Source organism: Streptomyces phyllanthi, assembly GCF_009377205.1.
Lineage (GTDB): Bacteria > Actinomycetota > Actinomycetes > Streptomycetales > Streptomycetaceae > Streptomyces > Streptomyces phyllanthi.
The window spans coordinates 1-8,585 of the sequence record NZ_VJZE01000400.1 but is presented as its reverse complement, the minus strand read 5'-3'; the positions used below and the strand labels follow the sequence as shown (position 1 = coordinate 8,585).

Genomic DNA, 8,585 nt, shown 5'->3' with positions numbered 1-8,585 from the left:
CCCCAGCACCGCGTCCATCTCACCCCCCTCCACCGCGAAATCCGGCTCGAACCCCGCGGAGCGGCACGCCGCCACCGTCAGCTCCCGCAGGTCGTACCCGTGCCGGAACATCACCAGCCGCTCCCCCTCCAGATCGGAGATCCGGACACTGCGCCGGCCACCCCAGCGCGGCGACGCCGCGCCCTCCGGCGACGACACCACCACCAGGTCCTCACGCAGCACCTCCACCGTGGTCAGCGCAGGCGAGGGGCTGGGCAGGGGCAGGACGACCAGCGCCAGATCCAGCGCACCCCGCGCGAGCTCCCGTACGAGATCGTGCGAGCCGCTCTCCTCGATCAGCAGCCGGATCCCGGGATAGCTGTCGTGGAAGGTACGCAGCACGTCCGGCAGCAGGCCCGTGCACAGACTGGGGGTCGCGCCCAGCCGTACCCGCCCGCGTCTCAGCTGCGCCAGTTCCGCCACCTCCTGCCGCGCCGTGTCCGCGTCCGCCAGTATCCGGCGGGCCAGCGGCAGCAGCGCCTCGCCCGCGTCGGTCAGCGTGATGTTGCCCCGCGCCCGCCGGAACAGGTCCGCCCCCAACTCCCGCTCCAGCGCCCTGATCTGCTGGGACAGCGAGGGCTGCGCGACATGCACGAGATCGGCGGCGCGCGTGAAGTGCCGGGTCTCGGCGACGGCCACGAAGTACTGGAGTTGCTGGAACTGCATGCCTCCACGATAGGCCACCCCTATCGAAACCAGCCGGACCATGTCTTGGACCGATGACGTGTTCCGGCCCTAGCGTCTTGAGACATGGCTCTGGCAACGCGGACGGACCGACGGCCGTCCATGGCACGCACGGTGTGGGACAGCTCCGTCGGCAAGAAGACCGTGATGGCGGTCAGCGGTCTGATCATGCTGCTCTACCTGGTGGTGCACATGATCGGGAACCTGAAGATCTTCTTCGGGGAGGACGAGTTCGACCACTACGCCCACTGGCTGCGCACCGTCGGCGAACCCTTCATGCACTACGAGTGGACCCTGTGGCTCGTCCGCGTCGTGCTCGTGGTGGCCGTCGTCGCTCACGCCACGTCGGCGTACCAGCTCAGCCGCCGCGACATCAAGGCGCGCCCCAGCAAGTACGCGCACAAGAAGCCGAGGGCGAGCTACGCCACACGCACCATGCGCTGGGGCGGGATCATCCTCGGCCTGTTCATCGTCTGGCACATCCTGGACCTGACGACCGGCACCGTGCACCCCGGCGGCTTCCAGGAGGGCCACCCGTACCAGAACGTCGTGGACACCTTCTCCACCTGGTACGGCAACGTCGTCTACATCGTCGCGATGCTCGCGCTCGGCCTGCACATCCGGCACGGCTTCTGGAGCGCGGCCCAGACCCTCGGTGTCGGAAGCCGCGCCCGCGACCGCGCCCTCAAGACCGTCGCAGGCGTCCTCGCGCTGCTGCTCACGGCCGGATTCATCGCCGTACCCGTGGGCGTCATGACCGGAGTGGTGAGCTGAACATGACTGCCTCGTCAGAGTACGTGGACTACGAGACCGGCGCGCCCGCCGTCGACGGCAAGGCGCCCTCCGGCCCCGTCAACGAACGCTGGGACACCCGCCGCTTCGAGGCCAAGCTGGTCAACCCCGCCAACCGGCGCAAGCACACGGTGATCGTGGTCGGGACGGGTCTGGCCGGCGGCTCCGCGGGCGCCACGCTCGCCGAACAGGGCTACCACGTCGTGCAGTTCTGCTACCAGGACTCCCCGCGCCGCGCCCACTCGATCGCCGCGCAGGGCGGCATCAACGCAGCGAAGAACTACCGCAACGACGGCGACTCCATCCACCGGCTGTTCTACGACACCGTCAAGGGCGGCGACTTCCGGGCCCGCGAGTCCAACGTCCACCGGCTGGCGCAGATCTCGGTGGAGATCATCGACCAGTGCGTCGCGCAGGGCGTGCCGTTCGCGCGCGAGTACGGCGGTCTGCTCGACACCCGGTCGTTCGGCGGGGTGCAGGTGTCGCGGACCTTCTACGCACGCGGCCAGACGGGACAGCAGCTGCTGCTGGGCGCCTACCAGGCCCTCAGCAGGCAGATCGCGGCCGGCAACATCGAGATGCACGCCCGTACCGAGATGCTCGACCTGATCGTGATCGACGGGCGGGCGCGCGGCATCGTGGCCCGGGACCTGATCACCGGCCGGATCGACACGTACTTCGCGGACGCCGTCGTGCTGGCCTCCGGCGGCTACGGCAACGTCTTCTACCTGTCGACGAACGCCATGAACTCCAACGCCACCGCGATCTGGCGGGCCCACCGGCGCGGCGCCCACTTCGCCAACCCCTGCTTCACCCAGATCCACCCCACCTGCATCCCGCGCACCGGCGACCACCAGTCGAAGCTCACGCTGATGAGCGAGTCCCTGCGCAATGACGGCCGGATCTGGGTGCCGAAGGCGAAGGGGGACCAGCGGCCCCCGAACGAGATCCCCGAGGCTGAGCGCGACTACTACCTGGAGCGCATCTACCCGTCCTTCGGCAACCTCGTGCCCCGCGACATCGCCTCCCGCGCCGCCAAGAACGTCTGCGACGAGGGCAGGGGAGTCGGACCCGGCGGGCAGGGCGTCTACCTCGACTTCGCCGACGCCATCCGGCGCATGGGACGCAAGGCCGTCGAGGCCAAGTACGGCAACCTCTTCGACATGTACCAGCGGATCACCGACGAGGATCCGTACGAGGTGCCGATGCGCATCTATCCCGCTGTGCACTACACGATGGGCGGCCTCTGGGTCGACTACGACCTCCAGACCACCGTCCCCGGCCTGTTCGCGATCGGCGAGGCGAACTTCTCCGACCACGGCGCGAACCGGCTCGGCGCCTCCGCCCTGATGCAGGGGCTCGCCGACGGCTACTTCGTGCTGCCGGCCACCATCAACGACTATCTGGCCCGCAACCCGCACAAGGGCGGGATCACCGCGGAGCACCCCGTCGTCCAGGAGGTGGTGGCCGAGACCGAGGACCGGCTCAACCTGCTCCTCGCCGTCGACGGCGACCGCACCCCCGACTCCTTCCACCGCGAGGTCGGCGAGCTGATGTGGGAGTTCTGCGGCATGGCCCGCACGGACGCGGGCCTGCGCAAGGCGCTGGAGCGCATCCCGCAGATCCGCGAGGAGTTCTGGCGGCGCATCAAGGTGCCCGGCACCGGCGAGGAGTTCAACCAGTCGCTGGAGAAGGCCAACCGCGTCGTCGACTATCTGGAGCTCGCCGAGCTGATGTGCCTCGACGCCCTGCACCGCAGCGAGTCCTGCGGCGGCCACTTCCGCGAGGAGTCCCAGACGCCCGACGGCGAGGCGGCCCGCAAGGACGACGAGTTCGCGTACGCGGCCGCCTGGGAGTTCACCGGCACGGGCACCGCTCCCGTCCTGCACAAGGAAGACCTGGTCTTCGAGTACGTCCACCCCACCCAGCGGAGCTACGCATGAAGCTCACCCTGCGCGTCTGGCGGCAGAAGAACGCCGGCGCCGACGGAGCGATGTCCACGTACGAGGTGGACGGCATCTCGTCCGACATGTCCTTCCTGGAGATGCTGGACACCCTCAACGAGGAGCTCATCCTCAAGGGCGAGGACCCGGTCGCCTTCGACCACGACTGCCGCGAGGGCATCTGCGGCGCGTGCAGTCTGGTGATCAACGGTGACGCGCACGGGCCCGAGCGCACGACGACCTGCCAGCTGCACATGCGGTCCTTCCGGGACGGCGACACGATCGACATCGAGCCGTGGCGGGCGTCGGCCTTCCCGGTGATCAAGGACCTGGTGGTGGACCGGTCGGCCTTCGACCGGATCATCCAGGCCGGTGGCTACATCACCGCGCCGACCGGTGCCGCGCCCGAGGCCCACGCCACGCCCGTACCGAAGCCCGACGCCGACTCCGCCTTCGAGCACGCCGAGTGCATCGGGTGCGGGGCGTGTGTGGCGGCCTGCCCGAACGGGGCCGCCATGCTCTTCACCTCGGCCAAGGTCAACCATCTGAACGTGCTGCCGCAAGGTGCTCCCGAGCGGGAGACACGGGTGCTGGACATGGTGGCGCAGATGGACGACGAGGGGTTCGGCGGGTGCACGCTCACGGGTGAGTGCGCCACCGCGTGCCCCAAGGGCATTCCGCTCGTCTCCATCACGAGCATGAACAGGGAGTGGCTGCGGGCGACCCGGAAGGTGTCCAGGTGACAGCCGCGCCCGCCTGACGAGACGTTCGCCGACAAGGTGCGGACGGGCGGGGCCGGGAGTGGTGCTCTCCGGCCCCGCCAAGCACTGCCGGGCTCCGCACCCCGGCATTCAGCAACCCCACATCCCTCCTCTCTGCGCAGGTCATGCACCGGTCAACCGGTGCCGGGACAACAGGAGCGAGCACGCCGTGGCCGATCGGCCCCGCTGCCCTCCCGCCGCACCGGCCCATGACCAGGAGAGAGAGCCATGACCGGCGTATCCACACTCGACAGCCCGCCGCAGGCGACCGCGCCCACCCGCTACACCGTCACCCTCGCCCGCGACGAGGCCGACGTACAGGCCGCGCAGCGGCTGCGTCACGACGTCTTCGCCGGCGAGATGGGCGCGCTGCTGTCCAGCCCGCAGCCCGGCCTCGACGTCGACGCCTTCGACGCGTACTGCGACCACCTGCTCGTCCGTGACACGCTGACCGGCCAGGTCGTCGGCACCTACCGGCTGCTGCCGCCCGAACGGGCCGCGATAGCCGGACGGCTGTACTCGGAGGGCGAGTTCGACCTCGCGCCACTGGACGCCATCCGCCCCGGGCTCGTCGAGGTCGGCCGCTCCTGTGTGCACCCCGACCACCGCGACGGCACGGTCATCAGCCTGATCTGGGCCGGTATCGCCCGGTACATGGTCGAGAGCGGCCACGAGTGGCTGGCCGGTTGCTGCTCCCTCCCGCTGACCGACGGTGGCGTGCTCGCCGCGGGCACCTGGGACCGCGTACGGGCCAGGAACCTCGCGCCCGAGGAGTACCGCGTACGACCGCTGCTGCCCTGGGTGCCGGAGGGCATCACACCGCCTGAGCGCACTGCGTCCCTCCCGCCCGCCCGCGCTACCCGCCCTGAGGTCCCCCCGCTGCTGCGCGGCTACCTCCGCCTCGGCGCCTGGGTCTGCGGCGAGCCCGCGCACGACCCGGACTTCGGCGTCGCCGACCTGTACGTGCTGCTGCCGATGAGCCGGGTCAACCCGCGCTATCTGCGGCACTTCCTGTCCCTCGTACCGGCGTGAGCGGCGTCTGGCTGCCCAGCGCGCCCTGCACCCCGCCGTCCTGCGTGGAGGCCACGGCGACCTGGGCCGCCGTGCCGCGCGCGGTACGGCGGCTCGCCGCGCTGTTCGCGCTGGTGCTCGTCGGTGTGGCGCTGTCCCCGGTCGTCGGGCGGCTGCGGGCGGTGCCGCGCGACCGGCTGGTACGGCGCTGGTGCCGTGCCGTCGTGCGGGCCGCCGGAGTACGGGTGCGGATCTCGGGGAGCGCCGCGCCCACGGGAGGTCTGCTGTTGGTGGCCAACCACATCTCGTGGCTGGACATCCCGCTGCTGGCCGCCGTCCGCCCGGCTCGGATGCTGGCCAAGACCGAGGTGCGCGGCTGGCCCGTGGCGGGCGTCCTCGCCGAACGCGGCGGCACCCTCTTCATCGACCGCGACCGCATCCGCGCACTCCCCGCGACGGTCGCCCGGATCGCCGAGGCCCTGCGCGGTGGTACGGCGGTCGCGGTCTTCCCCGAGGGCAGCACCTGGTGCGGCCGGGCCCACGGGCACTTCCGGCGGGCCGTGTTCCAGGCCGCGCTCGACGCGGGCGTACCCGTCCAGCCGGTAGGGCTCCGCTACGAGCTCACCGGCGGGACCGCGAGCACCGCGCCCGCCTTCGTCGGCGACGACTCGCTGCTCGCCTCGCTGTGGCGGGTGGCGTCGGCGCGCGGGCTGGTGGCGGAGGTGGACGTACGGCCCGCGATCCCGGCGGGCAGCCATCCCGACCGCCGCACGCTTGCCCGGGCCGCCCAGCGGTGTTCCTGAACGCGGCGACCCCAGGACGGGTTGCCGGATGGTCCCCTGTGCGACAGGAGGACTCGCGTCAGGAGCTGCCCGGCCCGGGAGCAGGAAGAGCCGCGGGAGCGTGACAGGTGCAGGCTCTAAGATCAAGTGATCTTGGCCAACGTGGCTGAAAGGATTCCCTGTGCGCCACTCCCCACCGGCCGACCCGGCCCCGGGCCGGCGAAGATCCCGCCGGAAGCATCGAGCCCTGGCGGCGGCCCTCCCGGCCGCTCTTGTGCGCGCCGGCGCCTTCCCCGGCACCATAGCGAGGTACTGATATGCGCCACACCCTTCTCACGCCCTTGCTGGCGGTGTCCCTGACCGGATGCTCGCTCCTCGGCCAGGACACGCCGTGCACCGGGGCCGACGCGGACTCGCAGGTCTCCGCCGTGTGGCGGCCCGCCGACTTCGGCGGCCGGGACGCGGCGAGGATACGGCTGTGCGCGGACGGCACCTGTGAGGAGCGGACATCGGGCAGTCCCGACGACCCGTTCGCCTCGCTGTCGGTCCAACTCCCCGACGACACAGGTGCGTCCACCGTGCCGGTACGGCTCACCGTGACGTCCTCGAAGAGCGGTGACACGGTCGTCGAGGACGCCACCCGGGCCAGGCTGACCGAACAGCACCCCAACGGCACGTCCTGCCCGCCCACCACGTGGGCGGCGACGTTCCGTGCCCACCCCGGCAAGGGCCTCACCTCACCCGAGGGCATGAAGCTCCAGGGCTGAGCCCCTGCACTCCTCGTCATGCCAGGCCCGTGACCCGGGCCAGCCTCCGGTACGAGTCGACGAGCGCCTCCCTGTCGTACGCACTCGTCGTCATCAGCACCTCCTGCGCGCCCGTCTCCTTGATCACGGTCTCCAGCTCGTGCACGACCTGCTCCTCGGTGCCGGCGATGTGTCCCGTCAGCCCGGACTCGTAGAAGCCGTGCTCCTTGGAGGTCGTCACCCGCCGCTCGACGTCCTCGGCCGGGGCGAGCGGCGGGAAGGCGCCGTGGGTGCGCGAGTACGCCGTGGCCCAGGCCTCCGGGAGGAGAAGCCGGTGGGCGTCCCGCGGGGTGCGGGCGACGGCGACCGTGCCCATACTCCAGGAGCTGGGGGACCGCGACGGGGAGGGAGCGACCTGGGACAGCCTGGGCCGTGCCCACCAGCACCTTGGCGATCACCCGGAGGCGATCGCCTGTTTCCGCCAGGCTCTGCGCCTGCGGCAGGAGAGGGGTGACAGCTACGAGGTGGCCGAAACGCTGCGCCACCTCGGTGACGCCCACCTGGCCGCGGGGGACCGGCCCACGGCCCGTCTCCGCTGGCAGCAGGCCCTGGAGCTCCTCGACCAACTCGGCCACAACGACGCTCCCCGCCTCCGCGCGCGACTGCGGGAGCCCCACGATCACGGAGGTCCTGACAGGATGAGCCGATGGTCGACTTCGGTGTCCCGGGTTACCGGCCCACCTGGCTGAACGGACACAGCACGGTCGTGCGGGACGAATGGACGGGCGAGAACGGCCCGAGCGTCGTCCCGCCCGGTCCGTGTCAGCGGGCCTCCATGCTCCGCCGGGCGGAGGACTGAACGACCGGAATACGGGCACCCGCCGCTCTCCCGGCATTCGCCCCGTTCCGTTCTGGAGGAGACATGCCGTCCGAACTCGTATCCGTGGCCCACCGGACCGTCGATGTGGACGGGGTGGAGGTGTTCTACCGCGAGGCGGGGCCCGCGGACGCCCCCGTGGTGCTGCTGCCGCACGGTTACCCGTCGTCGTCCTTCCAGTACCGCACGCTGATGCCCGTCCTCGGCGACCGGTGGCGGCTGATCGCTCCCGACTTCCCCGGGTTCGGATACAGCGAGACGCCCGGCCCGGACCGCTTCGACTACTCCTTCGCGGGCTATGCCCGGCTGCTGGAGCGGTTCAGCGAGGTGCTGGATCTGCACCGCTTCGCGCTGTACCTGTTCGACTACGGCTCACAGGCCGGACTCCAGCTGGCCGTGGAGCATCCCGAGCGGATCGCCGCCCTCGTCATCCAGAACGGGGACGCGTACGCCGAGACGCTCGGCCCCAAGTACGCGGCCCTGAAGGAGTACTGGGCCGACCCGACGCCCGAGCGGCGGGCCGCGCTCGCCGAGGCCGTCACCGAGCGCGGGCTGCGGGAGGAGGTCATCGGCGAAGTGCCCGCCCACATGGCCGAGTTGATCAGCCCCGACCTGTGGGAGCTGTCCTGGCCGGTACTCGGGCGGTCACCCAACCGGGAGATCATGGTCGACTTGTTCGCCGACATCAAGAGCAGCGTGGACCGGTTCCCCGAGTACCAGGCCTATCTGCGCGGCGCGCAGCCACCCGCCCTGATCGTCTGGGGGCCCCACGACGACTACATGCCCGAGGATGCGGCACGGGCGTATCTCACCGATCTGCCCGACGCCGAACTGCACGTCCTCAAGGACGCCGGGCACTGGGCGCTGGAGACCCACCTCCACGAGATCGCCGGGCTGATGAGGGAGTTCCTGGGCCGCGTGCATCCGTGACCCTGCCCCTGCCCCTGCCC

At 71.0% G+C, this 8,585-nt stretch carries 9 protein-coding genes and 1 pseudogene; 8 read left to right on the top strand and 2 right to left on the bottom strand.

Going from position 1 to position 8,585, the window contains the following annotated elements; all coding sequences use genetic code 11:
* Positions 1 to 705: LysR family transcriptional regulator (locus FNH04_RS35775; RefSeq protein WP_152790014.1), on the bottom strand; the 705-nt coding region annotated here is incomplete at its 3' end.
* A gap of 120 nt (positions 706 to 825) precedes the next feature.
* Between FNH04_RS35775 and FNH04_RS35770 the strand changes: the two genes are divergently transcribed.
* From FNH04_RS35770 to FNH04_RS35745, 6 genes are all read left to right on the top strand, one after another.
* Positions 826 to 1,497, top strand: a complete 672-nt coding sequence (locus tag FNH04_RS35770; protein WP_152790013.1) for a succinate dehydrogenase — start codon at positions 826 to 828, stop codon at positions 1,495 to 1,497.
* A 2-nt stretch (positions 1,498 to 1,499) separates the two neighbouring features.
* A complete protein-coding gene (locus FNH04_RS35765; RefSeq protein WP_152790012.1) occupies positions 1,500 to 3,458 on the top strand; it encodes a fumarate reductase/succinate dehydrogenase flavoprotein subunit in 1,959 nt (652 codons plus the stop codon).
* Complete coding sequence (locus tag FNH04_RS35760) at positions 3,455 to 4,201, top strand: succinate dehydrogenase/fumarate reductase iron-sulfur subunit (protein WP_152790011.1); 747 nt, start codon at positions 3,455 to 3,457, stop codon at positions 4,199 to 4,201. The genes FNH04_RS35765 and FNH04_RS35760 overlap by 4 nt, the downstream gene beginning before the upstream one ends.
* Before the next feature lie 246 nt (positions 4,202 to 4,447).
* Complete coding sequence (locus FNH04_RS35755) at positions 4,448 to 5,251, top strand: GNAT family N-acetyltransferase (protein WP_152790010.1); 804 nt, start codon at positions 4,448 to 4,450, stop codon at positions 5,249 to 5,251.
* A complete protein-coding gene (locus FNH04_RS35750) occupies positions 5,248 to 6,033 on the top strand; it encodes a lysophospholipid acyltransferase family protein (protein ID WP_322724792.1) in 786 nt (261 codons plus the stop codon). The genes FNH04_RS35755 and FNH04_RS35750 overlap by 4 nt, the downstream gene beginning before the upstream one ends.
* 296 nt (positions 6,034 to 6,329) lie before the next feature.
* Positions 6,330 to 6,779 (top strand): hypothetical protein, encoded by a 450-nt coding sequence (locus tag FNH04_RS35745; protein WP_152790009.1) that lies wholly within the window; start codon positions 6,330 to 6,332, stop codon positions 6,777 to 6,779.
* 16 nt (positions 6,780 to 6,795) lie between these two features.
* Here the strand turns inward: FNH04_RS35745 and FNH04_RS35740 are convergent.
* Positions 6,796 to 7,149 (bottom strand): annotated as a pseudogene (locus FNH04_RS35740) (LLM class flavin-dependent oxidoreductase); the annotation flags it as partial.
* Here FNH04_RS35740 and FNH04_RS35735 point away from each other — a divergent pair.
* Both FNH04_RS35735 and FNH04_RS35730 read left to right on the top strand, forming a co-directional pair.
* Positions 7,049 to 7,507: a tetratricopeptide repeat protein gene (locus FNH04_RS35735; protein WP_386574090.1), complete on the top strand. Its 459-nt coding sequence runs from the start codon at positions 7,049 to 7,051 to the stop codon at positions 7,505 to 7,507. The pseudogene FNH04_RS35740 and the gene FNH04_RS35735 sit on opposite strands and share 101 nt — an antisense overlap.
* 173 nt (positions 7,508 to 7,680) lie before the next feature.
* Positions 7,681 to 8,565 carry an alpha/beta fold hydrolase gene (locus FNH04_RS35730; protein WP_152790007.1) on the top strand — a complete coding sequence of 295 codons (885 nt, stop codon included), beginning with the start codon at positions 7,681 to 7,683 and terminating at the stop codon, positions 8,563 to 8,565.
* The last annotated feature ends 20 nt before the right edge of the window (positions 8,566 to 8,585 follow it).

What these genes read in the sequence shown, in the direction of transcription:
- FNH04_RS35745 (WP_152790009.1), top strand. Translation starts at nt 6,330, where the DNA reads ATGCGCCACACCCTTCTCACGCCCTTGCTGGCGGTGTCCCTGACCGGA.
- FNH04_RS35755 (WP_152790010.1), top strand. Translation starts at nt 4,448, where the DNA reads ATGACCGGCGTATCCACACTCGACAGCCCGCCGCAGGCGACCGCGCCC.
- FNH04_RS35730 (WP_152790007.1), top strand. Translation starts at nt 7,681, where the DNA reads ATGCCGTCCGAACTCGTATCCGTGGCCCACCGGACCGTCGATGTGGAC.
- FNH04_RS35765 (WP_152790012.1), top strand. Translation starts at nt 1,500, where the DNA reads ATGACTGCCTCGTCAGAGTACGTGGACTACGAGACCGGCGCGCCCGCC.
- FNH04_RS35760 (WP_152790011.1), top strand. Translation starts at nt 3,455, where the DNA reads ATGAAGCTCACCCTGCGCGTCTGGCGGCAGAAGAACGCCGGCGCCGAC.
- FNH04_RS35770 (WP_152790013.1), top strand. Translation starts at nt 826, where the DNA reads ATGGCACGCACGGTGTGGGACAGCTCCGTCGGCAAGAAGACCGTGATG.